The organism is Amycolatopsis sp. NPDC114504 (assembly GCF_055633595.1).
The window spans coordinates 828,010-851,784 of sequence record NZ_JBVKDU010000007.1; the positions used below are offsets into that span (position 1 = coordinate 828,010).

A 23,775-nucleotide genomic window follows, 5' to 3' on the forward strand; every position below is an offset into this window, starting at 1 on the left:
GAGCCTGGTGCGATGCACTGGAGATCACGTGTTCTGGTCCTGGCCTGCGCCGGCACCCTGGCCGCGGGCACCGCCGGCGTCGCGAACGCGACCCCCGGCCCGCAAGCGGCCTCGTCTCCCGCGGGCGTCGAACGGCATTCGGTCACCCTGCTCACCGGTGACGTCGTCCAGGTCGAACGGCAGCCCGGCGGCAAGCAGGCGGCCACCGTCCAGCCCGCGCCGGGCCGGGAGAAGATCCGCTTCCACCAGCAGGAGGTCGACGGCCACCTCAGCGTCTTCCCCGAGGACGTCGCCCCGCGGCTGGGCTCGAAGCAGGTCGACCGGAACCTCTTCGACGTCACCGAACTGATCGCCGAGGGCTACGCCGACGAGCAGTCGAAGACGCTCCCGCTGATCCTCACCTACCGCAAGGGCGCGGACCTCCGCACCGCCGAGGCGGCCCCGGCGGCCGCCGAGCTCGGCGCGACGCTGACCAGCGTCAACGGCCGTTCCGCGCGGGCCAGCAAGGCCAACGCCGGCGCGTTCTGGGCCTCGTCCGCGGGCACCGCGATCGAACGGATCTCCCTGGACCGCAAGGTCCGCGCGTCCCTCGACCGGAGCGTCCCGCAGATCGGCGCCCCCGAGGCGTGGGCCGCGGGCTACGACGGCACCGGCACCACGGTCGCGGTGCTCGACACCGGCTACGACCCCACTCACCCCGACCTGGCCGGTCGGGTGCAGGAGGCGGTCAACTTCACGACCAGCCCCGACACCACCGACCACTTCGGCCACGGCACGCACGTCGCCTCGACGATCGCGGGCTCCGGCGCCGCGTCGGGCGGGCGGCTCAAGGGCGCCGCGCCGGGCGCGAAACTGCTCGTCGGCAAGGTGCTCGACGACGACGGCTTCGGCTACGAGTCCTGGGTCCTCGCCGGGATGGAGTGGGCGGCGCACTCCGGCGCCAAGGCGGTCAACATGAGCCTCGGCGGCGGTCCGACCGACGGCACCGACGCGCTCAGCCTCGGTCTCGACGCGCTCAGCGAGCAGACCGGCACGCTCTTCGTGGTGGCCGGCGGCAACGACGGCGAACAGGGCGCGTACACCATCGGCTCGCCCGGCACCGCCGAAGCCGCGCTGACGGTCGGCGCCGTCGGCCGCGACGAGAGCCTGGCGTCGTTCTCCAGCCGCGGCCCGCGCCTGGGCGACAACGCCGTCAAGCCCGACATCACCGCGCCCGGCGTCGGCATCGTCGCCGCCCGCGCCGCGGGGACCGCCATGGGCGACGTCGTCGACGACCACTACACCGCCGCGTCCGGCACCTCGATGGCGACGCCGCACGTCGCCGGCGCGGTGGCGATCCTCGCCCAGCAGCACCCCGACTGGCCGGGCAGCCGGCTCAAGGACGCGCTGGCCAGCACTTCCCTGACGGCGAACGGGCTCTCGGTGTTCGAGCAGGGCGGCGGCCGGGTCGACGTGGCCCGCGCGGTGAAGCAGCAGGTCTTCGCCACCGGCACGGTCGACCTCGGCGCGGTCGAGGACGGCAAGGCGCCGGTGTCCCAAGAGGTCACCTACACCAACATCGGCACCACGCCGGTCTCGCTGAAGCTCGCCCTCGACGCGAAGTCCCTCGCCGGCGTCCCCGCCGCCGACGGGATCCGGATCGACAAATCCACTGTGGACGTTCCGGCCGGCGGCCGGACCACCGTCACGATCACCGGCGACCCGGCGAAACTGGCGGCGGGCACCTACAGCGGGCGGCTCACCGCGACCGCGGCGGGCGTGGTCGCGCACACCGCGCTCGGCGCGGACAAGACCGCGCCGAAGCACAAGGTCACCTTCACCGCTCTCGACGTGCACGGCAAACCGGCCGTCGCGCCGTGGCTGCTGATGTACGGCGAGGACTACCGCTTCGACGTGAACACCTGGCTGGCCGGCGCCGGCCTGACGGTCGAAGTCGGCGCGGGCGTGTACTACCTGACCGCGCAGGTCAACGGCACCGAAGACGGCCTGACCGCCTACCAGGTCGTCCAGCCGGAGATCCGGGTCACCGGCGACACGACCGTCGTGCTGGACGCCCGCAAGGCGGTGAAGGTGGAGATCGAGACCCCGAAACCGTCGGAACAGGCCGGGATCTGGAGCTACTACACCTACCGGGAGCTCGGTCCGCGCAAGATCGCGAACTACGCCATGCAGTTCGACTACACCCGCGAACTCCGGGTCACCCCGACGCCGAAGGTGACGACCGGCGCCTTCGAGTTCGGCTCCCGCTGGTCGAGGATCGCCCCGCCGTTGACGGCGAACGTCCTCGGCAGCCGTGACCCGCTCACGACCCGCTACCTCGCCGGCTCGCCCAAGCTGGACGGCTGGCGGCTGCTGCAGGCCGTCTCCGCGGGGCACGGCAAACCGGCGGACTTCAAGAACGTGCGCGGGAAGGCCGCCATCGTCGACCCGGACCCGGCGGACTACAACCGCGACGAGGTCTCCCGCGCCGCCGCGGACGCCGGGGCGGCGATCGTCTTCATCGTCGTGCCGGACGGCTGGGGGACCGCCTCGGTGCCGTCGGTCAGCGCGGCGCCGTTCCTGACGATCCCGACCGTCCAGCTCGACCGGGACGAGGGCGTGGCGCTCCTCGCCAAGATCAAGCGCTTCCCGGCTTTCCTGAGCCTGGAAGGGATCGCGGTCAGCCCGTACCTCTACGACGTGGTGCAGACCGAGCGCGACCGGATCCCGGAGAAGATCGTCCACAAGGTCACCGCGGCGAACACCGCGACCGTCACCACCCACTACCGCCAGACCGGCAGCGGCGGTGAGGCCAAGGAACAGCGGTTCGCCTGGAAGCCGTGGCAGGACTTCGCCGTCAACGAGTACCAGCGGTACGTGGCGACGCCGTCGACCCGGGAGGAGTACGTCAGCTCCGGGGACATCCAGTGGCAGCACCGGGTCAAGCACGGCCTGATCTGGGACGAGATGTCGCCACTCGACGGCGGCATGACCACGGCACCGCGCACGTACACGGGCAAGGAAAACGTCACCGAGGACTGGTTCGCGCCGGTCGTCCGGCCCGCCATCCCGCGCGGCGTGCCGGGCATGGACTCGACCCGTGAGGGCGACAACCTCCGGATCCGGATCCCGGAGTTCGTCGACAGCCAGGCCGGCCACTACGGGTTCAACGAAGGCGACGACCAGGCCGGTCCGGCCACGACGTCGGCGAAGCTGTTCCGCGACGGCAAGCTCGTGTCCGAACAGCCCTACGCGTGGGGCACCTTCCCCGCCGGGGCGGACCCGGCGACCTACCGGCTCGACCTGGCGGTGCGGCGCGACTCGCCGGAGTGGCTGTTCGGCACCAGCACGCAGACGTCGTGGACGTTCCGCTCGGCCCGGTCGGCGTCGCCGGCGCTGCTTCCGTTGCTGCAGCTGGACTACGCGGTGGACGCCGACGCCGGCAACCGCCTCCCGGCCGGTCGCAAGGCCAGGATCGGCCTGACCGCGCGGTTCCAGGACGGGATGGCCGCGCCGGACGTGCGGTCGATGAAGGCCTGGGCGTCCTACGACGACGGCAGGACCTGGCGCGCCGTCGACGTCAAGCGCACCGGGAAGTCCTACGAGGCCACGATCGACCACCCGTCGCTCGGTGCCACGAACAAGTACGTCGCGCTGCGGGTGCAGGCCACCGACAACGCGGGCGACACCGTCGACCAGACGGTGCTCCGGGCGTACGGGCTCAGCTCGAAATAGCGTCGTGCACGGGCTCCGGGTGCCTTCCGCCGGTTCGCGGCAGGAGGTGCCCGGGGCTCGGCTCGTCCAGCCAGCCGAGTTTGCTGGCCTGCCAGGCCAGCTGCATCCGCGTGTGGGCGTTGACCCGGCGCATCAGGTCCTGCAGGCGCCGCTGGACGGTCCGGTAGCTGACGTCGAGCTGCGTCGCGATCGACTTGTCGCTGACCCCGCCGATGAGCAGGGACAGCAGCCGTCGCTCGTCGGGGTCGAGGTGGCTCGTGGGCGCGGTGTCGCCGATCCGCAGCGGCGACGCGCGTTCCCAGTAGACCTCGAACAACGCGACCAGCGCGGACAGCAGGCTGCTTTCCCGGACGAGCGCGGCGGTGGGCTCGCCCGTGCTGTCGTGGCTGACCAGCGGGCACAGCGCCACCCGGCGGTCGGAGATGGCCAGGCGCACCGGCAGCTTCGAGATCGAGCGGGCGATCTCCCCGCCCTCGATCCCCTCCAGGACGTTGACGATCCGGCCGGGCTCTTCGAGCAGGCCGGTCTCGTAGATCACGCGGTAGCTCACGCCGCGGGCCAGTGCCAGCGCTTCCTCGATGTTCTCCGACGCCGCCATCGCGACGTTGCCCTCCAGGCAGAACCAGAGCGACTCTTCGCGGGCGCCGCGCTGGATGCTGAGCGCCTGCCGCCGGATCGCGTCCACGCCGGTGATGACCTCGACGAGCTGCGCGGAGTCCCGCCGCCGCGCGCTCCCGCGGTACTCCTCGGCGAGCTGCGTCACCGCGGCCCGGGCGGCCTCCAGTTGCTCCTGGCCCCGCACCAGCAGCGGGCCGAGCGAGACGTCCGGCGGCGCGGAGACGTAGTGCTCGCCCGCCTTGCTGACGAGCCCCTTCGCCAGCAGGACCTCCAGGATCGACTCCACCTCGCGGCGGCTCACGCCGGCCTTGCCCGCGAGCTCGGCGGGAGTGGTCCGGTACCCGCCGACGAGCACGCGGTAGACCCGTTCTTCGTCGGGAGTCATGCCCAGCGCTTCCAGCACAGTGCCTCCTAGCCACGCACGGCCAAAGGGTTTCCATCGGCGCTGACGGCTTGTGGACAAGGTACAACGCGTGGTGCAGACCAGTGAACGGGTCGGTTCGGCTGCGGAGCGTCGCCGCACCTCGGCTGACGGTCATCGGGTGGCCCGGTACGATCGGTGCGTGGGCCGGACGGGGAAGGAGCAGCTGCGCGGCAACGTCGCGAGCGCGATCCGTGACCAGATCATGGCGCGGACCGTGCAGCCGGGCGAGCCGTTGCGGCTGGGTCAGCTGGCGGAGCTGCTCGGAGTCAGCGTGACGCCCGTCCGTGAAGCCCTGTTGCTGCTGAGCCAGGACGGCTGGGTGACGCACGAGCCGAACCGCGGCTTCCGGGTGTCGGCCGTGCGGCGCAAGGACGTCGAGGACACCTACCTGATGTGGGGCACGGCCGAGGGCGAGCTCGCTGCGCGGGCCGCCACGCGGGCGACGTCCCGCGACGTCGACGAGCTGCGCCGGCTCGACGACCGGATCCGCACCGCGGACCCGTCCGACGGCCACCTGGCCACCTCGCTGAACGCGAAGCTGCACCACTACGTCTCGGTGATCGCCGACGCGCCCAAGCTGGAGTGGTTCGCCGAGGCGGCGAGCAGGCTCGTCCCCTTGCAGTTCCCGGAGAACTTCCACGTCGTGCCGGGCTGGTCCGACGTCAACCGCACCCAGCACACCCCGCTGATCGACGCCATCGCGGCCGGCGACGTCGACCGGGCGCGCACGCTGGCCAAGGACCACTTCACGGGCACGGGCGACCTGCTCATGAAGTGGCTCGACTCGCTCGACTTCTGGAGCGAGCCCGGCACACCACGCGATCACGGGGGCCCGGGCCGGCTCGCCGGCTGACCTCGTTTCCCGCCGCTACCTGCGCAAACCTCTCGTCGAGATCCGCTATGGACAACTGTCGGCACAAAACGTATATTCTTGGCTCAGAGAATATACGTTTTGCAGGCACCTGCTCCTGCTCCCCACCACGGAGGTCAACGGTGACCGACTCACAGACTGCCGCTCGCGGCGCCGGCGTCACCCCGAGATCCAGCCGGCGGATGCGGAACCGGGTGCTCGTGTCGAGCTTCATCGGGTCCGTCATCGAGTGGTACGACTTCTACCTCTTCGGCATCGCCTCGGCCGCGGTGTTCAACAAGCTGTTCTTCCCCGGCGCCAGCGCCACGGCCGGCACGCTCGCCGCCTTCGCCACCCTCGCCGCGGGCTTCATCGCCCGGCCGGTGGGCGGCGTCATCTGGGGCCACTTCGGCGATCGCGTCGGGCGCAAGGGCATGCTCGTGCTGTCGATCCTCCTCATGGGACTGTCGACGGTCGTCGTGGGCCTCCTGCCCACCTTCGCCACCATCGGCATCGCCGCGCCGATCCTGCTCGTCGTGATGCGCCTGATCCAGGGCGTCTCCGCGGGCGGTGAGTGGGGCGGCGCCGTGCTCATGTCCATGGAGCACGCGCCGAAGCGCCGCGGGCTGTCCAGCTCGGTCGCGCAAATGGGGCTGTACGGCGGAATCCTGCTCGCCAACGGCGTCTTCGCGCTGACGTCCGCGCTGACCGGCGACGCCTTCCTGTCCTGGGGCTGGCGCATCCCGTTCCTCATCTCGGCGGTGCTGGTCGTGATCGGCCTGTGGATCCGGCTCGGCGTCGAGGAAAGCCCGATCTTCAAGGAAGCCCGCGAGAAGGCGCAGCGCGCGGAACCCGCGAAGCTGCCGATCGTAGAGGTGCTGCGGCGCCCCAAGAACCTGCTGCTGTCGGTGTTCCTGGTGCTCGGCGCGTTCGCGGCCAGCGCGGTGTACGGCACGTGGATCGTCAGCTACGGCATCACCGCGGGCTTCCCCCGCGCGGACATCCTCAACGCGGTGCTCGTCTCCGCCGCCATCGGCCTGGTCTTCCAGCCGGTCTTCGCCTACCTGTCCGACCTCTGGGGCCGCCGCGTCGTCGTCGGCGTCGGGGCGGTGCTGCAGGCGCTCAGCATCCCGGTGATGTTCGCGCTCATGGCCGGCGGCGGCGTGGGGGAGATGTACCTGGGCATCTCGCTCGCCGCGTTCACCCACGCCATCGTCTACAGCCCGCTCGGCGCGTGGCTGGGCGAGCTGTTCCCGACGACCCAGCGCTACACCGGCGCGTCGCTCGGCTACCAGATCGCCGGCACCATCGGCGGCGGCTTCACCCCGCTGATCTGCGCGTCGCTGCTCGCGGGCTCGGGCGGCAGCACCGCCGGCATCTCCCTGTTCATGGGCGCGACCTGCCTGCTCACGGTGATCGCGGTGTTCTTCGCCCGCGAGACCAGCAAGATCGCGCTGTAACCCCGGAGGAAAGACCATGACCCTCATCGACGAGCGTCCGGCCGGGACCCCGGCCGGGGAGAAGCTCGGCATCATCGACACCGACTTCCACCCGATGCCGCTCCCGACCGATCCGCAGGTCGCCGAGCACCTGCCGCGGCGGTGGAAGGACTACATCGCCCGCTACGGGCTCGGCAGCTTCGGCGGCGGGATCGCGCCGTCCCAGCGGGAGTTCACCCACCGGCTGGACGCGGTCGACGAGCAGGGCCGCGTCGGCGTCGACCCGCACCTGGCGGTCGAGCAGGTGGTGGACAAGTTCGACATGTCCGCGGTGGTGCTGACCTGCCCGCAGACCTACATCATCACCCACGGCGGCGCGAACATGCCCTACGAGTGCGCGTTCGCGATCTACCGCGCCTACAACGACGCCCTGGCGCACACCTGGGCGGGCGCCGACGACCGGTTCAAGGCCAGCATCACGCTGCCCCGCGACCTGGCGGGCGCCGCGGACGAGATCGTGCGCTGCAAGGAGGGGCCGAACGGCGACTCCTACGTCCAGGTGCTGATGTCCCCGGCCGGGCAGGACCCGCTGGGCAAGCAGCGGTACTGGCCGATCTTCGAGGCCTGCGAGCACTACGACATCCCGCTGGCCTTCCACGTGCCGGGCATGGGCCGCCAGCCGACCGGCGCCGGGCGGCAGAACTTCTACGCCGAGATGCACGCGGCGTTCGCGGTGCTGCCGATCTCGATGGTGTCCAGCCTGGTCTTCGAGGGTGTCTTCGAGCGCTTTCCGAAGCTCAAGATCGCGCTGCTGGAGCTGGGCTGGGACTGGGCCGCACCCTACGCGTGGCGGCTCGACGCGACGTACGGGAAGCTGCGCGACGAGCTGCCGCACCTGACGCGCAAGCCGTCGGACTACCTGCGTGAGCACTTCTGGTTCTCGACCCAGCCGATCGAAGAGCCGGAAGATCCGAAGTGGACACCGGCGGTGTACGAGATGTTCGAGGAGACCGGGTTCGCGGACCGGCTGATGTTCTCCTCCGACTACCCGCACTGGGACTTCGACTCGCCTTACGAGTCGGTGCCGCAGTCGTTCCCGCTGGAGCGGCGCCGCCGGATCCTCGGCGCGAACGCGAGCGCGCTGTACAAGATCCCGCTGCGCACCGGACACGGCATCCCGGCGGCCGGCGCATGACCGTCGTGGAGAACGCCCGCCGCAAGCGCGCGGCCCGGCTGCTCGACGCCGCGGACGCCCAGCGCGCCGCGGCGCGGGCATTGCCCCGCGGCATCCGGGAGTACGTCGACGGCGGTTCCGAAGGCGAAGTGACGTTGCGGCGCAACGCGCAGGCGTTCCAGGACGTCGCGTTCGCGCCCCGGATGGCCACCTGGGTCGACGAGCCGGACCTGTCGACGAAGGTGCTCGGCTCGCCGATCGACCTGCCGGTGCTCACCGCCCCGTGCGGCGGGATGCGCCTGGTGCACCCGGACGGCGACCTCGGCCTCGCGACCGGCGCCGCCCGCGCGGGCACGATCCACGTCGCGTCGTCGGCCGCCGGGTACACCCTGGAAGAGATCGCCGAGGTCGAGGGCCCGCAGTGGTTCCAGCTCTACCGCTTCTCCTCGCAGGCCACCATGGAGAACCTGGTGGGGCGCGCGCGGGCGGCGGGGTACTCGGCACTGGTGGCCACTGTGGACACGGCCGTGTCGGGATTCCGGCCCCGGGACTACAAGAACGGTTTCAGCTACTCGATGCGGGTCAACGCCCGCAACGCCGTGAAGCTCGCGCCCCAGCTGCTGCCGAAGCCGGCCTGGCTGACCCGGTACCTGCTCGACGGGCTGCCGTTCGAGATCCCGAACACGGCCGAGGTCACCGTCGACGGCAAGCCGATGGTGCTCACCGAGATGACCAAGGGCGGCGCGGGCTCCCACTCGCCGACGTGGACCGACCTCGACTGGCTGCGCGCGCACTGGCACGGGCCGCTGGTGGTCAAGGGGATCATCACCCCCGAGGACGCGGTGCGCGCGGTCGACGCCGGGGCCGACGCGGTGATCGTGTCCAACCACGGCGGCCGCCAGCTCGACGGCTCACCGGCCACGCTCACCGCACTGCCGCGGATCGCCGACGCCGTCGGCGACCGCGCGGAGGTGCTGTGCGACAGCGGGATCCGCCGCGGCAGCGACGTCCTGAAAGCGCTCTCCCTCGGCGCCCGCGCGGTGCTGGTCGGCCGGCTCCCCGCGTGGGGACTGGCGGCGGCGGGCACCGCGGGCGTCGAGCGGGTGCTGGAGATCCTGCGCGCCGAGATGGTCCGCACGATGCGGCTGATGGGCTGCCGCGCCGTCACCGACCTGGACCCGACCTGGCTGGACGCCGCCACCGTCCCCGGCCCGCGAACGAAGGAGGCACGGTGACGACCTCACCCACCCGCCCGGCCCGCACGACCCGTTTCGTGGTCGGGCGCGTCGACGAGATCCCGCCGGGACAGCGCCGGATCGTCGAGGCGAATGGCCGCGAGATCGGCGTGTTCAACATCGGCGGCCAGTTCTACGCGATGCTCAACCGCTGCCCGCACCTCGGCGCGCCGCTCTGCGAAGGCGGCGTCGTCAACCAGATCGACTCGCCGGTACCGGGCGACGTCAGCCTCGACACCGGACAGACGTTCGTCACGTGCCCGTACCACAACTGGGAGTTCGACGTCGAAACCGGCCAGTCCTACTGGAACCCGCGGCTGCGGGCCCGGCCGTTCGCCGTCGCGCTCGAAGGCGCCGACGAGGTGAAGGCCGCGCTCGAATCCGGCGAGCTGGGCCGCATTCCCGGTCCTTACACCGCCGAGACCGTCGACGTGACGGTCGAGTCCGACTACGTGGTGCTGTCCCTGCGGCCGGCCCGAGGAGGAACGTCATGAGCGCCCCGCTGCTCCAGAAGTCCACAAGGGACACACTGTGGACCGGACCCGTCGTCGACTGCGACGTCCACGCCACCCCGCCGTCGCTCGAAGCGCTGTTCCCCTACACGGACCCGGTGTGGGTGCAGGGCGCGCGGGAGCGCGGCTGGAAGGGCCCGAACGGCCAGGCGCTGGCGTACCCGCCGAACGCGCCCACGACGGCACGCGACGAGTGGCGGCCCGAGGGCCGCCCACCGGCGTCCCAAGTGGAGGATCTGCAACGGCACGTGCTCGACCCGTGGCGGACGGACGCGGCGATCGTGAACACCGCGTACGGCGTCGATTCCCTGCGCCACCCGGACTGGGCGCCCGCCCTCGCGCGGGCCGTGAACGACTGGCTGATCGCCGAATGGCTCGACCGCGACCCGCGGCTCGTCGGCTCGATGGTGATCCCGGCGCGCGACCCCGCCGCGGCCGCCGCCGAGATCGAGCGCGTCGGCTCGCACCCGCGGATCGTGCAGGTCACCATGCCCGTCCGGTCGGAAAGGCTGTACGGGCAACGGGTTTTCTGGCCGATCTACGAAGCCATGACCCGCCACGACCTGGTGATGGGCCTGAGCTGGGGCGGCACGTCGGAGGACGCGCCGTCGCCCACCGGCTACGCCTCCTGGTACGCCGAGGAGTACGCGGCGGAGATCCAGGTCTACGGCGCGCAGATGACGAGCCTGATCTACGAGGGGATCTTCCAGAAGTTTCCCGGCATGCGCGTGACCATGCTGGAAAGCGGGTTCGCGTGGGTGCCCACGTGGAGCTGGAGCATCAACAAGAAGTGGAAGGGCCTGCGCCGCGAGATCCCCTGGGTCGACCGCCTGCCGACCGACATCATCCGCGACCACTTCCGGTTCTCGATCGCCCCGGCCGACCTCGGCCCGGCGCCGCACGCGCGTCGGATCATCGAGTGGCTCGGGTCCGAAGACATCCTGCTCTTCGCCACCGACTACCCGCACCTGCACACCGACGACCTGGCCGCCGTCCTCGACGTCATGCCGGAGTCCATGCGCCCCAAGGTGATGCACGAGTCCGCGCGTCACTGGTACCGGCTCGACAAGGCGCTCGGATGAGCTACGCCGCCGTCACCGGGACCCACCCGAACCGGCTCCGGGCGCTTCTGGAGTCCGGCGGGAGGGCCGTCGGCCTGGCCTGCCACACCGGCGATCCGCACGTCGCGGAGACCTTCGCCCTGGCCGGGTTCGACTACCTCTACCTCGACCAGCAGCACAGCGTCGGCGGCTTGGCCAGCCCGGTGGAGATGCTGCGGGCCACGGCCCGCACGGGCACCACCGCGCTGGTCCGGGTCGCGGCCAACGACCCGGTGCTCATCGGCCGGGCCCTCGACGCCGGCGCCGAGGGCGTCATCGTGCCCAACGTCGAGTCCGCCGAGGAGGCCGCCCGCGCCGCTGCGGCCACGCACTACCCGCCGCTCGGCGGGCGCAGCTGGGGGCCGACCCGGTCGGCCTTCGGCCTCGGCTCCGACCCGGCGACGGTCAACGGCCAGGTGCTGTGCCTGGTGATGATCGAAACCGCGGAAGGCGTCGCGCGGGCGAAGGAAATCACCGCGGTGCCCGGGGTGCACGGGGTGTACGTCGGGCCGGGCGACCTCGCGGTCAGCCTCGGCCTGGACCCCGTGACCGGGCCGGAAGAAGAACGGCACCGCGCCGCCGTCGCGGAGATCTGCCGAGCGTGCGCGACCGCGGGGATCGCGGCCGGCATCACCGGCGACCCGGTCACCGAGGCCGGCCGGGGCTTCCGGATGGTCACCGCGGGCTCGGACGCGGCCTTCCTCAAGGCGGGCCTCGTCGCCGCCCGCGTCCGCCGTGCCGCACTCACGAACCAAGGAGCGAAATGAGCACCGTCAACACCCTGCGTGGCCCGATCGACAGCTCGAAGATCGGCACCGCGCTGATGCACGAGCACATCATGGCCCGCAACCCCGAACTCGAGCGGAACATCGTGCACCCCGAGTACGACGAAGCCGCGATCTTCGAGCATGCGCGCAAAAGCCTGACCTCGCTGCACGAGGACAAGGGCATCGACACGTTCGTCGACCTCACCGTGCTCGGCCTCGGCCGCGACGTCCCGACCGTGCAACGGCTCGCCGAGGACGTGCCGCTCAACATCGTCGTCGCCACCGGCTACTACACGGCCAAGGACCTGCCGACCTACTTCCACACGCACGGCCCGGACGGCCTCGTCGGCCGGACGCTCGGCGGCCCCGACGTGCTGGAGACGCTGTTCCTCGACGACCTCACGAAGGGCATCCCGCGCACGGACGGCGTCAAGGCCGGCATCATCAAGATCGTCACCGACGAGCACGGCATCACCCCCGACCTCGACCGCGTCTACCGTGCCGCCGCCCGCGCCCAGGCCGAGACCGGCGTGCCGATCTCGACCCACACCAACGTCCACTTCGCGAACGGCCGCGACCAGCAGAAGTGGTTCAAGGCCAACGGCGTCGACCTCGAACGCACCGTCATCGGCCACAGCGGCGACTCCACCGACCTCGACTACCTCAAGGAGCTGATGGACAACGGCTCCTTCATCGGCATGGACCGCTTCGGCATGGAGTTCGTGCTCGACGACGAGTCCCGCGTCGACACCCTGGCGAAGCTGATCGCGCAGGGCTACGCGGACCGGATCACGATCTCCCACGACGCCGGGTTCTTCTCCATCAACACGCCGCCGTCGTGGCGCGCGAAGCACACGCCGAACTGGCACCACCACCGCATCTCCGACTACGTGCTGCCGGCGCTGCGCGAGCGCGGGGTCACCGAGGACCAGATCACGCAGATCATGGTCGTCAACCCGGTCCAGGTGCTCACCGGGGACGCCGAGGCGACGAAGGCCGTGGCGGCGAAAGCGGGGATCTCGTGACGGAACCGGACGTGACCGCGGTCGTCGCCGCGATCGAGGCCGAGGCGGACGGGATCGTCTCGCTGCGCCTGGAACCCGCGGCGGGCGAGAAGATGCCCGCGTGGGAACCGGGCGCGCACGTCGACCTCGTCCTCGCACCCGGTCTGGAGCGGCAGTACTCGCTCTGCGGCGACCCGGCCGACCTGTCGCACTGGCGGGTCGGTGTCCTGCGCGAGCCCGAAAGCCGCGGCGGGTCGTCGTACGTCCACGAGACCCTCGCCGTCGGCGATCAGGTGACGTGTCGCGGGCCCCGCAACAACTTCGCCCTGGCCGAGGCGGCCGAGTACCTGTTCGTCGCGGGCGGGATCGGGATCACGCCGATCCTGCCGATGATCGCCGCGTGTGAGGCCGCGGACCGGCCGTGGCGGCTGTTCTACGGCGGGCGCCGGACGTCGTCCATGGCGTTCCGCGCCGAGCTGGCGCGCTACGGCGACAAGGTCACCCCCTGGCCGCAGGACACGCACGGACTCCTCGAGCTCGCCACGATCCTGGGCACCCCGGGCCCCGGCACGGCGGTTTACTGCTGCGGACCCGGGGTGCTCCTCGACGCGGTCGAGGAGCGGTGCGCGTCCTGGCCGGCGGGCGCGCTGCACGTCGAACGCTTCCGCCCGAAGGAAGGCGCGCTCGACGGCGTGAACGCGGCGTTCGAGGTCGAGCTGGACGCGTCGGGCATCACGCTGACCGTCGGCGCCGACCAGACCCTGGCCGAGGCGATCGAGGCGGCGGGGGTCGACCTTCCGACGTCGTGCCGCGAAGGCACGTGCGGCACCTGCGAGACGTTCGTCCTCGAGGGCGAGCCGGACCACCGCGATTCCTACCTCAGCGCGCAGGAGCGGGCATCCGGTGAGGTCATGATGCCGTGCTGTTCCCGGTCCCGGTCGGCTCGCCTCGTCCTCGACCTCTGATCAGCCGGAGTTCCGCCAGCTTTCGATGAGTTCCCGCAGCCGCTGTGCGGGTTTGTCGCTGGTGGCGAAGAGTACGGCGGTGGCCAGGGCGAGACAGCCGAGGATCGCCGCGAGGAAGATCCAGGCCATCGTGGGGCTGATGGCGACCGACGCCCAGGTCCCGCCCAGCGTCGCCGAAATCATCAGTTTCCCGACGGTCGCGGTGCGGCGGCGGGTGCCGGACGAGGAGCGGAGCACCGAGGCGAACCGGGGCATGCCGATCACCAGCCCGGCCACGAACCGCATCCTGGACCGTTTCGTCGGCAGGGTGGCGAGTTCGGCGGTCCACTCGGCCAGCCACCGCGTGCGGACCGTGCGCGGCAGCAGGACGGCTGTCGTCTGGAGCAACGCCGGCCCGAGTGCGCTTTGGCCGCCACGCAGGACCTGCGAGGCCAGATCGGAGAGCTCGGCGCCGAGATCCGGCATGCCGAGACGGTTCGCCAGCGGGACGAGGGTCCGGAGGGTCTCGTCGGACTTGGTCCGTTGCGCGTCCGGGGCCACGAACCGGATCGTGCGCATGTTGTGCAGCCGGTCGGCGAGCTTGAGGAGCAGGACGTCACGATCCGCGCCGGCGAGATCGGCGGCGGCGAGCTCGGCCAGAGCGGTCACGCGCGCGGCGATGCGGCGTCCGAAGTCCGCTTGCAGCTGCTCGGCCGTGTAAGAGGTGTCCTCGACGACGTCGTGCAGCAGCGCCGCGCAGACGGTGTCCGGCCGGGCACCCTGGCGCGCGACGATCGTGGCGACCTCGATCGGGTGGTGGATGTAGGGATCACCGCTGCGCCGCAGCTGCCCGCGGTGCAGGCACTCGGCGGCCCGGTAGGCGCGCACGACGCGCCGGACGTCGTCCTCGTCCCAGTCCACCGCCGCGGCGAGTACCGGGGCGAGCTTGTCCTCCGTCATGACGACTGCCCTCCCAGGATCGGCTTGCCCCACACCAGCCGGTTCTTCGTCCGCGCCAACGCGTGGCCCGCCTGGGCCGTGCCACTGGTGGTGAGCCGGTAGAGCCGACGGCGAGGCCGTCCGGACGGTTCGTGCAGCGCGGGGTCTTCCCAGGTGCTTTCGACCCAGCCGACGTGCTCCAGCCGCGCCAGGATGGGATAGATCGTCCCGGACGCGAGTCCGAGGAGTTCGCAGAGTTCGAGGCCGTAGCGCTCCTGCTGAGGATTCTCGAGCAGCGCCCGCAGGACGAGCTGCGTCTGAAGCGTCATCCTCACCATATGTCGTACTCTACATAGCCGGTGACCTGCTGGAACAGCGGCCGAACGAGGGAAACCGCTCAGGAGCGGTACCACGGCCGCGCCTTGAGCCACGTCAGGTACTCGTCGAAGATCGCCGCGGTTCCGCCTGTCGCGGCCCGCCGCTCGAGGAACTCGTCGAGCAGGACGAAGAGCAAGTCGACCGAGCGCTGCCGTCCCTCGCCCGCGGCTTCGTCGTGCCAGCCCGCGGTGCGACCGGGAAAGGCCAGGTACAGCACGAGAGACGTCCAGGTCAGGTTGGTGCCGGTACCGACCCGCGGCACGAGTGATTCGGTGAAGCCGGTGAGCAGCTGCCCGTCGTTGCCCGCGTCGACGCCGAGGAGGAACGTGCAGTAGTCGCGGTAGCTGCCGTCCAGCCCGTAGAGCTGCGGGCGCCGGTGGATCTCGGCGAACAGTTTCCGGTAGTCCACAGTGGATGGTCCTTGTCCGTTTCGCGGGTCAGTCGTGCAGGCTGCCGCCGCCGTCGATGGACCAAGTCTGCCCGTTGACCCACTCGGCGGTGGCCCGCGCGCCGGCGATGTCGATGTCCCCGGCGAGCCTCCAACCGGTCGAGATTAAGACAGGTGTCTTGATTAAGGCAAGCGTCTTACCTAGGCTGCCGACATGCCCGTCGACGGAGCACTGCCGCCCTACCCGTTCCCCAACCCCAGCGCGCTGGAGCCGCCGCCGGAGTGGGAGCGGCTGCGTGCGCGGTGCCCGGTGGCGCGCATCGAGCTGGCCAGCGGCGACGAGGCCTTGCTGCTGACCCGCTACGACGACGTCCGGGAGATGCTGTCCGATCCGCGGTTCACCCGTCAGCTCGATGCCGCCGACGCGTCCCGGGTCTCCGACAGCGACGACGGCGGGGTGTTCAGCCGTCCCTCGTCGGCGGCCGGCGGCGAGGCGGACGCGGACGAGCCGGAGGCGTCGATGCTCGGTGGTCCCGGGCACCGGCGCTGGCGGCGGCTGGTCGGGAAGGCGTTCACCGTCAAGCGGGTGCAGGCGTTGCGCCCGGGCATGGCCGAGCTGGCCGAGCAGCTGGTCACGGACCTGGTCGAGGCCGGCGCACCCGCCGACATCGGCCCCACGCTGGGATTTCCGCTGCCGGTGTTCGTGATCTGCGACCTACTTGGAGTGCCCCGCGACGACCGGGGCCGGTTCGCGCACTGGTCGGACACGATGCTCAACCTGACCCGGTTCACCCAGGACGAGATCGACCGGTCGGGCCGCGAGTTCTACCAGTACATGACGGATTTGGTCGCCGCCAAGCGGTCCGCGCCCGGTGACGACCTGCTGAGCGACCTCGCCGCCGACATGAGCGCGACCGAGCTGGTCATGACCGGGCAGGGCCTTCTCATCGCCGGCCACGAGACGACCGCCAACATGATCGGCAAAATGGTCGCGATGCTGCTGGCGGACCGCGAGCACCGCTGGGAGCGGCTGCTGGCCGACCCGTCGCTGGTGCCTTCCGCCGTCGAGGAAGCGCTGCGGTTCGACGCCAACCCCGGGTTCGGGATGCCGCGCTACGTCTCGGAAGAGACCGTGGTCGGGGGCACCACCCTGCCGCGCGGCACGACCGTCGTGTGCAGCATGGCGTCGGGCAACCGCGACACCGCCGCGTTCGAGGGTGCGGACGACATGGACCTCGCCCGCCGGCCTAACGCGCACCTGGCTTTCGGCGTCGGCCCGCATTCGTGCGTCGGCCAGCAGCTCGCGCGCGTGGAGCTGCAGACCGTGCTCGAAGTGCTGCTGCGCCGCCTGCCCACCCTGGAGCTCGTCGGGGACGCCGCGGACCTGCGTGCCCGCCAAGGGCTGATCGTCGGCGGGATCGACCGGGTCCTGGTGCGGTGGTGACGGCGCCGCGGCCGCAGGGCGGCGGGCGGTCGGCGGCCACCCGGGCCCGCCTGCTGGCGACGGCGGAGCGGCTGATCGCCGAGGACGGCGTCGCCCAGGTGTCGAGCCGCCGGCTCGCCCAGGAAGCGGGGCAGGCCAACAACTCCGCGGTCGCTTACCACGTCGGCACGATGGAGGAGGTGATCCTCGCCGTGCTGCGCGAGCACGGCGAGGCGATGGACCGCATCCGGGCCACGATGGTGGACGCGGCGACGGGGTCGACGCGGCTGCGCGACCACGTGGCCGCACTCGTGCTGCCCACGACCCTGCACCTAGCGGAGCTCGGCGTCCCCAGTTACTACGCCCGTTTCGCCGCACACGTCGTCAGCGACCCGGTCCTGCGCGCGCGGGCGTTGTCGGTGACGACGTCGACACCGGTGATGCACCGGGCCCTGCTGGCGGTGGCCGCCCACGCCGGCGATCCCGCCGACCCCGCGATCCTGACTCGCTCGACGATGGCCCGGCACGCGATCGTCCACACCTGCGCCGAGCGGGAAGCCGAGCTGGCCGAGGCGGGGGACCGCTCGGGAATCCCCGGCTGGGCCGAGACGGGCGACATCCTGGTCGACGGGATCACGGCCCTGCTGACCACGTCACAGAGGACTCGCTCCGACGCCCGCTAGCCGGTGGCCCACAGATCGGGGCCGAACACCTCGACGTGGACGTATCGCCGGGAACTTCGTGCTCGACCAGCGTGGCGCGGTTGCACCCCTCCAGACGGCAGCAATTTCTGATGCCCCAGAGCGGGCATGCGGTGAAAGTGCAACCAGAACCTCAGCGGCGCGCTCCGCCGGCCTTGGTGCCAGTGCCACTCTTCGGTCACCGCCTCCAACGCCAAACCCAGCCGGGCTCGAAGCAGCGCCGTGGTCCGGGTGCTGTTATCCGGAGCCTCCGCTCATCCATCAACCCTTCGGCATGACCGGACTAGCCGCCAAGGCGCATCTACCCGTTCGAGCCGGGCCGGGTCCGGGGAACTCACGCCTCGACGGAAGGTGTCGGGGTCCCCGCGCCGACGGCGGAAACTTCCCAACATTTTTCGCAGGCGATGTCGGATGGCGTCTTCCCGGTTCGTAGTCAGGGTGAGAGACCGGCTACCGAGCCGGTCGCCTGCCCTGGAGGTCCCGTTGTCCGTCACCACCACCGCTCCCGTGAAGTCCCTGGTCACCACCGGTCTGATGGTTGTCGCCGGAGCCACTGTCGCCACGTCGGCCATCGCCGCGGCCGCACACATCGCGGGTCTCGACGCCGAAGTCGCCGGCGCGGTGATCCCCGCCTCCGGGTTCGCCGTGCTGACCGCATTGTTCTCCGCTCTCGGCCTGGTGCTCGCCCTGGCACTGGCCCGCTGGGTGCGTCACCCCCGAGTGGCGTTCATTCGCGTAACGGTCACGCTCACGGCGTTGTCGCTGGTCCCGGACGTGCTCGCGGACGCCTCGGCGGCTACGAAGGTGCTGCTGATGGTGGCGCACCTGGCCGCAGCGGCGATCGTGATCCCGGCCGTGGCTCGTCGTCTGTCGGCCTGATCCGGAAAAGAGCTGGCCACGTAGTCCACTGTGGATATAGAGCGACAGAGTGCCACCGGCGGCATCGGCTGGGTCGGGAAACCGCTCGACCCAGCCGAGACGGTGCAGAATTGTGCCAGCGAGCCGCTGACCTGCGAAAAGGAGTGCCCCCGGTGAGATTCGAACTCACACTGGACGGGTTTTGAATCCGTTGCCTCTGCCAGTTGGGCTACGGGGGCGCGACGCTGCAACCCTACGGGATCACCGAGTCCGGCGAGCTACCGGGGCGGAGAGTGTCGCGCCCGCCACTACGTGGTGAACGCCATCTCTTCTTCTGGATCGTTCCCGGTAGGCTTCAGGTTCGCGGGAAGCCGCGAAACCACCGTCCCGCCGAGTCTTCAGGAGGACCCCGGTGACCGATCAGGCTACCGAGGCCAACGGTGCCGCCACCGTGCCGCAGCGTCGGGTACTTGTCGCCGAAGACGAGGCGCTCATCCGGCTGGACCTCGTCGAAATGTTGCGTGAAGAGGGCTATGAGGTCGTCGGGGAGGCCGGGGATGGGGAGCAGGCCATCTCCCTCGCCACCGATCTCAAGCCCGACCTCGTGATCCTCGACGTCAAGATGCCCAAGCTGGACGGGATCGAGGCCGCGGCCAAGATCACCGGTGACCGGATCGCGCCCGTCGTCATCCTCACCGCCTTCAGCCAGCGTGATCTCGTCGAACGGGCGCGGGACGCCGGCACCATGGCCTACCTCGTCAAGCCCTTCGCCAAGCGGGACCTCGTGCCCGCCATCGAGCTCGCCGTCAGCCGGTTCTCCGAGCTGCAGGCCCTCGAGGCCGAGGTCGCCGGGCTCACCGACCGGCTCGAGACGCGGAAGGTCATCGACCGCGCCAAGGGCCTGCTCATGAGCCGCCAGGGCCTCACCGAACCCGACGCCTTCCGCTGGATCCAGCGCACCGCCATGGACCGCCGGACCACCATGAAGGCCGTCGCCGAGGCCGTCGTCGAAAGCATCGGAACCTAGCCGGACCGGCGGCCGGCGGGCAGAATCACGAGCGTGAAACTGCTGCCGGCCGTCGTCGCCCTTCTGCTGCTGACAGGGTGCGAAGCGGCCCCCAGCACGCCCGCGCCGACGACCACCTACGAGCTGCCGCCGCGGCCGGTCCGGCCCGACGAGACCGCCCTCAAGGTGCCGCCCGCGAAGAACGGCGACACCGAGTTCACCCTGATCGGCCTGGCCGCCGGCCTGCCCAGTATCACCGGCAGCCACGCCGAAATGCTCCCCAAGGGCCAGTACGTCCGGTTGCGGCTCGTCGTGACCAACACCGGGACCTCGAGCGTCCTGTTCGACCCGAAACGGCAGCTGCTCGTCGACGACCAGGGCGCCACGCACCCGCCGGACGAGCAGGCCATGCTGATCAAGCGCCAGCCCGCCCAGTTCGACCTCGGGCACAGCGTGCGCGTCGAGTTCGACCTCTACTGGGACCTCCCCAAGGACCGGAAACCGGTCGCGCTCAGGGCGTTCGGCGGCCCCACCATCACCGACATGAAGAACGTCAACGGCACCGACATCAAGCTGTGAAAAAAGGGGCCCGGCACGAATGCCGGGCCCCTCACGAAGAAACACTCAGACGCCGAGGTCGCCACCGAGGTAGGCGGCCCGCACCTTCGGGTCGTTCAGCAGCTCGGCCCCGGGCGCGCTCTGCACCACGCGGCCCGTTTCGAGCACGTACGCCCGGTCCGACAGCTTCAGCGCCTGCTGGGCATTCTGCTCCACCAGCAGCACCGTCGTCCCGCGCTTGTTGATCTCGCGGATGATGTCGAAGATCTGCGCGATCAGCATCGGCGCCAGGCCCATCGACGGCTCGTCGAGCAGCAGCACCTTCGGCTTCGTCATCAGCGCCCGGCCGATGGCGATCATCTGCTGCTCGCCGCCGGACATGGTGCCGCCGAACTGGTTCTTCCGCTCCGCGAGCCGCGGGAACAGCTCGAAGACCTCGTCGAGGTCGGCCTGGAGGTCGTCCTTGCGGGTGTAGGCACCCATCAGGAGGTTCTCCTGCACCGTCATGCCGGGGAACACGCCCCGGCCTTCCGGCGACTGGCCGATCCCGAGCAGCACGCGCTTGTGCCCCGGGGTCTTCGAGATGTCCTGGCCGTTGAACAGGATCCGGCCGCTGGTGAGCGGTCGCAGCCCGGAGATCGTCTTGAGCGTCGTGGTCTTGCCGGCGCCGTTGGCCCCGATGAGGGAGACGATCTCACCCTCGCCGACCTGGATGCTCATGCCCTTCAGGGCCGCGATCTTGCCGTAGTGGACGTTGATGTCCTCGACCTCAAGAAGCATCTTCGGACACCCCCAGATACGCCTCGATCACCTTCTGGTTGTTCTGCACCTCGTGCGGCAGCCCTTCTGCGATCTTCTGGCCGAAGTCGAGCACCGCCAGCCGGTCGCTGATGTGCATGACCAGGCCCATGTCGTGCTCGATCAGCAGCACGGTGCGGCCGTCGTCCCGGATCTTGCGGATCAGCGCCTGCAGCGAGTTCTTCTCCGCCGGGTTCATGCCCGCCGCAGGTTCGTCGAGCAGGAGCAGCTTCGGGTCCGTGGCGAGGGCTCGCGCGATCTCCAGCCGGCGCTGGTCGCCGTAGGAGAGGTTCTTCGCGACGTTGTGCTCGACCCGGCCGATGCCGACGAAGTCGAGCAGCTCCCGGGCCCGTTCACGGCCCTGCTTCTCTTCCTTGCGGTGCCACGGCAGGCCGAGCGTCGCGCCGATCGCGCCCGTCTTGTGGTGCGCGTCGACGCCCACCATGACGTTCTCCAGCGCCGACATGTTGTGGAACAGCCGGATGTTCTGGAACGTCCGGGCGATGCCGCGCTTGGTGACCTTGAACCGCTTCATGCCGTCGATGCGGTCGCCGTCGAAGCGGACTTCGCCCTCGGTCGGCTGGTAGACGCCGGTGACCACGTTGAACACCGTGGTCTTGCCCGCGCCGTTCGGCCCGATCAGGGCGAAGATCTCGCCCTCGTTGATCGTGAGGTTGACCTCGCGCAACGCCGTGACGCCGCCGAAGCGCATCGTCACGTTGTCGAATTCGAGCAGCGCGCTCACTTCGTCACCTCCGCCGAAGCCTCGGAGTCGGGGCCGGCCACTTCCGCGCCCATGGCGCCCATGCCGCCGGTTCCTTCCCGTAGTTCGGCCTTGCGCTGCCGCGACGGCAGCAGGCCTTCCGGCCGCAGCGCCATCATCAGCACCAGCACGGCACCGAAGATGAGGACGCGGTAGTCGTTGAACTGGCGGAAGCGCTCCGGCAGCCACGCGATCACGAACGCGCCGAGGATGACGCCCGGGAGGTTGCCGGACCCGCCCAGCACGACCGCGGCCAGGATGGTCGCGGACAGGATGAACGGGAAGTTGTTCGGCTCGATGAACACGGCCTTGCTCGCGTAGATCGTGCCGGCGAACCCGCCGATCATGGCGCCGATGGCGAAGGCGAGGAGCTTGAACTTGAACGTCGGCACGCCCATCAGCTCGGCCGCGTCCTCGTCCTCGCGGATCGCCGCCCACGCCCGCCCGACCCGGCTCTTGGTGAGCCGCACCGAGAAGACGATGACGAGCGCGATCGCGAACACCATCAGGTAGTAGTACGGCGCGGGGTCGAGGAAGAACTCCATGCCGAACAGCGGCTCGGGGTGCGGGACGTTCGTGATGCCGCGCGCGCCGCCGATGCCGTCGGTGTTGTTCGCCGTGATCCGGACGATCTCACCGAAGCCCAGTGTGACGATGGCCAGGTAGTCGCCGCGTAGCCGGAGTGTCGGTGCGCCGAGGATGACGCCCGACACCGAGGCCAGGAAGATGCCGATCAGCACCGTCGGCCAGAACGACCAGCCGTAGGTCGTGCCGATCGACGCCCAGGTGTAGGCGCCGATCGCGAAGAACGCCACGTACCCGAGGTCGAGCATGCCCGCGTGGCCGACCACGATGTTGAGGCCGACGGCGAGCAGGATGTACGTGCCGACCGGGAAGATCAGGACGGTCGTCCAGTCCGAGTACGGCGACATGAACGAGCCGATCCACGGCGCGGGCAGGATCAGGACCAGGACGATCAGGGCCAGGTACACGCCGTAGCGCTGCCACACGGGCGCGTCGGCCCACCAGTCACGCATCCCGTCGACGGGATGGAAACCCTTGCGCGCCGGGGTTTCTTTGTTGTCAGCCACTCCGTCGCCTTTCATGCGCGTGCTCGCTGCAGGGATTCACCGAGGATGCCGGTGGGCCGGAGCATGAGCACGAGGACGAGAACCACGAACGCGGTGACGTCCTTCCACTCGGAGCCGAGGAAGATGGAGCTCCAGTTCTCGACCAGGCCCAGCACGATGCCGCCGAGGAGGGCGCCGCGCAGGTTGCCGATGCCGCCGAGGACGGCGGCGGTGAACGCCTTGATCCCGAGCAGGAAGCCCACCCGGTAGTCGGTGTTCTCGTACTCCATGACGTAGAGCGCCGCGGCGACACCGGCCATCGCCCCGCCGAGCAGGAACGTGATCCGGACGATGCGGTCGATGCTGACGCCCATGAGCACGGCGGCTTCGGGGTCCTGGGCGGTCGCCCGGATGCCGCGGCCGATGCGCGTGCGGCTGACCAGCTGGTCGAGCACGACCATCACGACCACGGCGGCGATGATGACGAAGACGTGGTCGGTGCGCACGACGCCGTTGCCGATGCGGAACAGCTCGTCGTGCGGCACGAACCGGGGCGCGTTCTGCTGGACCTTGCCCGCCTTGTCCGACAGCGCCGGGATGATCGCGAGGCCGAACAGCTCCTGCAGGAACAGCGAGGCGCCGATCGCGGAGATCAGGGCGGCGAGCCGGGTGGCGCCCTTCTTGCGCAGCGGCCGGTAGGCCAGCTGCTCCAGCACGATGGCCGAGCCGCCGGACGTGATCGCGGAGGCCACCGCGATCAGCAGGAGGATGCCGATCATCCCGAACACGCCCACGGTGATCGGGGCGGTGCCGCCGGCGATGGCGATGAGGATGAACAGGGACGTCATCGTCCCGATCATGAAGATTTCGGAGTGCGCGAAGTTGATGAGCCTCAGCACGCCGTAGACCATCGTGTAGCCGAGGGCGATGAGGGCGTAGATGGAGCCGGCTACCAGGCCGCCGATGGTGCTGCCCAGAAACTGGCTCTGCAGATCTTGGAACATGACGTAGTTGCCTTACCTGACGGGGCGAGGATGGTCGCCACATTGGCGGGGAGCGGGGGTGCTGTGTCCGAGCACAGCGCCCCCGCTCCCGTTAGGTGTTTCTACTGC

General features: G+C 70.4%; 23 protein-coding genes and 1 tRNA gene. 15 read left to right on the forward strand and 9 right to left on the reverse strand.

Annotated elements, in window-relative coordinates; translation table 11 throughout:
* Positions 1-12: 12 nt before the first annotated feature.
* The gene (locus ACZ7PG_RS50360; RefSeq protein ID WP_470246354.1) at positions 13-3,714 is read left to right on the forward strand and encodes a S8 family serine peptidase; all 3,702 of its coding nucleotides are present in this window, start codon (positions 13-15) and stop codon (positions 3,712-3,714) included.
* Here ACZ7PG_RS50360 and ACZ7PG_RS50365 read toward each other — a convergent pair.
* Positions 3,701-4,735, reverse strand: coding sequence for a helix-turn-helix domain-containing protein (locus tag ACZ7PG_RS50365; protein WP_470246355.1), 1,035 nt, complete (start codon positions 4,733-4,735; stop codon positions 3,701-3,703). The genes ACZ7PG_RS50360 and ACZ7PG_RS50365 overlap by 14 nt on opposite strands.
* Before the next feature lie 160 nt (positions 4,736-4,895).
* Between ACZ7PG_RS50365 and ACZ7PG_RS50370 the strand changes: the two genes are divergently transcribed.
* From ACZ7PG_RS50370 to ACZ7PG_RS50410, 9 genes are all read left to right on the forward strand, one after another.
* Positions 4,896-5,609 (forward strand): GntR family transcriptional regulator, encoded by a 714-nt coding sequence (locus ACZ7PG_RS50370; protein ID WP_470246356.1) that lies wholly within the window; start codon positions 4,896-4,898, stop codon positions 5,607-5,609.
* A gap of 140 nt (positions 5,610-5,749) precedes the next feature.
* Complete coding sequence (locus tag ACZ7PG_RS50375) at positions 5,750-7,066, forward strand: MFS transporter (protein ID WP_470246357.1); 1,317 nt, start codon at positions 5,750-5,752, stop codon at positions 7,064-7,066.
* A 16-nt stretch (positions 7,067-7,082) separates the two neighbouring features.
* Positions 7,083-8,240 carry an amidohydrolase family protein gene (locus ACZ7PG_RS50380; RefSeq protein ID WP_470246358.1) on the forward strand — a complete coding sequence of 386 codons (1,158 nt, stop codon included), beginning with the start codon at positions 7,083-7,085 and terminating at the stop codon, positions 8,238-8,240.
* The gene (locus tag ACZ7PG_RS50385; protein ID WP_470246359.1) at positions 8,237-9,454 is read left to right on the forward strand and encodes an alpha-hydroxy acid oxidase; all 1,218 of its coding nucleotides are present in this window, start codon (positions 8,237-8,239) and stop codon (positions 9,452-9,454) included. The genes ACZ7PG_RS50380 and ACZ7PG_RS50385 overlap by 4 nt, the downstream gene beginning before the upstream one ends.
* Positions 9,451-9,948, forward strand: coding sequence for a Rieske (2Fe-2S) protein (locus tag ACZ7PG_RS50390; RefSeq protein ID WP_470246360.1), 498 nt, complete (start codon positions 9,451-9,453; stop codon positions 9,946-9,948). Before ACZ7PG_RS50385 ends, ACZ7PG_RS50390 begins: the two co-directional genes overlap by 4 nt.
* A complete protein-coding gene (locus ACZ7PG_RS50395) occupies positions 9,945-11,048 on the forward strand; it encodes an amidohydrolase family protein (RefSeq protein WP_470246361.1) in 1,104 nt (367 codons plus the stop codon). Before ACZ7PG_RS50390 ends, ACZ7PG_RS50395 begins: the two co-directional genes overlap by 4 nt.
* The gene (locus ACZ7PG_RS50400) at positions 11,045-11,833 is read left to right on the forward strand and encodes an HpcH/HpaI aldolase family protein (protein ID WP_470246362.1); all 789 of its coding nucleotides are present in this window, start codon (positions 11,045-11,047) and stop codon (positions 11,831-11,833) included. The genes ACZ7PG_RS50395 and ACZ7PG_RS50400 overlap by 4 nt, the downstream gene beginning before the upstream one ends.
* Positions 11,830-12,858 (forward strand): phosphotriesterase family protein, encoded by a 1,029-nt coding sequence (locus ACZ7PG_RS50405; protein ID WP_470246363.1) that lies wholly within the window; start codon positions 11,830-11,832, stop codon positions 12,856-12,858. Before ACZ7PG_RS50400 ends, ACZ7PG_RS50405 begins: the two co-directional genes overlap by 4 nt.
* Complete coding sequence (locus tag ACZ7PG_RS50410; RefSeq protein ID WP_470246364.1) at positions 12,855-13,802, forward strand: PDR/VanB family oxidoreductase; 948 nt, start codon at positions 12,855-12,857, stop codon at positions 13,800-13,802. The genes ACZ7PG_RS50405 and ACZ7PG_RS50410 overlap by 4 nt, the downstream gene beginning before the upstream one ends.
* Here the strand turns inward: ACZ7PG_RS50410 and ACZ7PG_RS50415 are convergent, their stop codons facing one another.
* The 3 genes from ACZ7PG_RS50415 to ACZ7PG_RS50425 form a co-directional block, all read right to left on the reverse strand.
* Complete coding sequence (locus ACZ7PG_RS50415; protein ID WP_470246365.1) at positions 13,803-14,741, reverse strand: HD domain-containing protein; 939 nt, start codon at positions 14,739-14,741, stop codon at positions 13,803-13,805.
* Entirely contained in the window at positions 14,738-15,049 is a 312-nt protein-coding gene (locus ACZ7PG_RS50420) for a PadR family transcriptional regulator (RefSeq protein ID WP_470246366.1), read from the reverse strand. Before ACZ7PG_RS50420 ends, ACZ7PG_RS50415 begins: the two co-directional genes overlap by 4 nt.
* 68 nt (positions 15,050-15,117) lie before the next feature.
* A complete protein-coding gene (locus tag ACZ7PG_RS50425; RefSeq protein ID WP_470246367.1) occupies positions 15,118-15,507 on the reverse strand; it encodes a hypothetical protein in 390 nt (129 codons plus the stop codon).
* 193 nt (positions 15,508-15,700) lie between these two features.
* On the opposite strand from ACZ7PG_RS50425, the gene ACZ7PG_RS50430 reads away from it, so the two are divergent.
* From ACZ7PG_RS50430 to ACZ7PG_RS50440, 3 genes are all read left to right on the forward strand, one after another.
* Positions 15,701-16,930 (forward strand): cytochrome P450, encoded by a 1,230-nt coding sequence (locus tag ACZ7PG_RS50430; RefSeq protein WP_470246368.1) that lies wholly within the window; start codon positions 15,701-15,703, stop codon positions 16,928-16,930.
* The gene (locus ACZ7PG_RS50435) at positions 16,927-17,592 is read left to right on the forward strand and encodes a TetR/AcrR family transcriptional regulator (protein WP_470246369.1); all 666 of its coding nucleotides are present in this window, start codon (positions 16,927-16,929) and stop codon (positions 17,590-17,592) included. Before ACZ7PG_RS50430 ends, ACZ7PG_RS50435 begins: the two co-directional genes overlap by 4 nt.
* 501 nt (positions 17,593-18,093) lie before the next feature.
* Entirely contained in the window at positions 18,094-18,489 is a 396-nt protein-coding gene (locus ACZ7PG_RS50440) for a DUF6069 family protein (protein WP_470246370.1), read from the forward strand.
* A 144-nt stretch (positions 18,490-18,633) separates the two neighbouring features.
* Here ACZ7PG_RS50440 and ACZ7PG_RS50445 read toward each other — a convergent pair.
* Positions 18,634-18,707: transfer RNA gene (locus ACZ7PG_RS50445), tRNA-Leu, on the reverse strand.
* Between the two features lie 173 nt (positions 18,708-18,880).
* Between ACZ7PG_RS50445 and ACZ7PG_RS50450 the strand changes: the two genes are divergently transcribed.
* Together ACZ7PG_RS50450 and ACZ7PG_RS50455 are read left to right on the forward strand one after the other, a co-directional pair.
* Positions 18,881-19,495, forward strand: a complete 615-nt coding sequence (locus tag ACZ7PG_RS50450; protein WP_155546120.1) for an ANTAR domain-containing response regulator — start codon at positions 18,881-18,883, stop codon at positions 19,493-19,495.
* Between the two features lie 33 nt (positions 19,496-19,528).
* On the forward strand, positions 19,529-20,053 hold the full coding sequence (locus tag ACZ7PG_RS50455; RefSeq protein ID WP_470246371.1) for a DUF4352 domain-containing protein: 525 nt from the start codon (positions 19,529-19,531) through the stop codon (positions 20,051-20,053).
* A gap of 45 nt (positions 20,054-20,098) precedes the next feature.
* On the opposite strand, the gene ACZ7PG_RS50460 is transcribed toward ACZ7PG_RS50455, so the two are convergent.
* From ACZ7PG_RS50460 to ACZ7PG_RS50475, 4 genes are read right to left on the reverse strand one after another with little or no spacing between them, the layout of a single operon-like run.
* The gene (locus tag ACZ7PG_RS50460) at positions 20,099-20,812 is read right to left on the reverse strand and encodes an ABC transporter ATP-binding protein (RefSeq protein WP_470246372.1); all 714 of its coding nucleotides are present in this window, start codon (positions 20,810-20,812) and stop codon (positions 20,099-20,101) included.
* On the reverse strand, positions 20,802-21,575 hold the full coding sequence (locus ACZ7PG_RS50465; RefSeq protein WP_470246373.1) for an ABC transporter ATP-binding protein: 774 nt from the start codon (positions 21,573-21,575) through the stop codon (positions 20,802-20,804). Before ACZ7PG_RS50465 ends, ACZ7PG_RS50460 begins: the two co-directional genes overlap by 11 nt.
* The gene (locus ACZ7PG_RS50470) at positions 21,572-22,699 is read right to left on the reverse strand and encodes a branched-chain amino acid ABC transporter permease (protein WP_470246374.1); all 1,128 of its coding nucleotides are present in this window, start codon (positions 22,697-22,699) and stop codon (positions 21,572-21,574) included. Before ACZ7PG_RS50470 ends, ACZ7PG_RS50465 begins: the two co-directional genes overlap by 4 nt.
* On the reverse strand, positions 22,696-23,667 hold the full coding sequence (locus ACZ7PG_RS50475; protein WP_155546125.1) for a branched-chain amino acid ABC transporter permease: 972 nt from the start codon (positions 23,665-23,667) through the stop codon (positions 22,696-22,698). Before ACZ7PG_RS50475 ends, ACZ7PG_RS50470 begins: the two co-directional genes overlap by 4 nt.
* Positions 23,668-23,775: the final 108 nt, after the last annotated feature.